Consider the following 1,100-nt stretch of genomic DNA (forward strand, 5'->3'; position numbering starts at 1 on the left):
GTCAAGAATGCGAGCTACTGGAACAAGGACCGCGTGCCCAAGGTCGACAAGATGGTGCTCTTGCCGATGCCGGAAGCGCTGACGCGCACAAATGCGCTGCTCGCCGGGCAAGTCGATCTGATCGAGACGCCGGCGCCGGATGCCGTGCCGCAGCTCAAGGCCGCCGGCATGAAGCTCGTCGACAACGTCACGCCGCATGTCTGGAATTATCATCTGAGCGTGCTGCCGGGCTCGCCCTGGACTGACATCCGCCTGCGCAAGGCGCTGAACCTCGCGATCGATCGTGAGGCCGTGGTGGGCCTGATGAATGGGCTTGCAAAACCCGCAAAGGGACAGGTCGATCCGTCGAGCCCGTGGTTCGGCAAGCCGAGCTTCGAGCTGAAATACGATGTCGCCGCGGCGAAGAAGCTGGTCGAGGAAACCGGCTACTCGAAGGCGAAGCCGTTGAAGGCGACCTTCATCATCGCACAGGGCGGCACCGGCCAGATGCTGTCGCTGCCGATGAACGAATTCTTGCAGCAGAGCTTCAAGGAGATCGGCATCGACATTGATTTCAAGGTCGTCGAGCTCGAGACACTCTATACGCACTGGCGCAAGGGCGCGGCCGACGAGATGAACGCCGGCATCACCGCCAACAACATCGCCTATGTCACCTCCGACCCGCTCTACGCCATCGTCCGCTTCTTCCATTCGAGCCAGATCGCGCCGGTCGGCGTCAACTGGGGTGGCTACAAGAACCCGAAGGTCGACGCGCTGATCGACGAGGCCAAGCAGACCTTCAACAGCACCAAGCAGGACGAGCTGCTGGCGCAGGCGCACGCGCTGATCGTCGACGACGCCACGCTGGTGTGGGTGGTGCACGACACCAATCCGCACGCGCTGTCGCCCAGGGTCAAGCAGTTCGTGCAGGCGCAGCACTGGTTCCAGGATCTCACGACGATCGGGGCGGAGTGAGGGCCGAGGCCGGCACTCAACTTCCGCAAACACCACCGTCGGGGGGGGGGGCGGCCCGGGGCCCCCCCCAATTTTTGGGGCCGGGCGGGGGGTGGGGCACCCCCGGGGGGGGGGGGGGGGGGGGGGGGGGGGGGGGGGGGGGGGGG

Annotated in this window: 1 protein-coding gene; it reads left to right on the forward strand. The window is 65.5% G+C overall.

Annotated features, from left to right (window positions below; genetic code table 11):
* Window positions 1-954 (forward strand): ABC transporter substrate-binding protein (locus tag AC0L3P_RS39795; RefSeq protein WP_473309439.1); only part of this gene is annotated, 954 nt, incomplete at its 5' end.
* Between the last annotated feature and the right edge of the window lie 146 nt (window positions 955-1,100).

Source organism: Bradyrhizobium sp. WSM4874 (assembly GCF_055811835.1).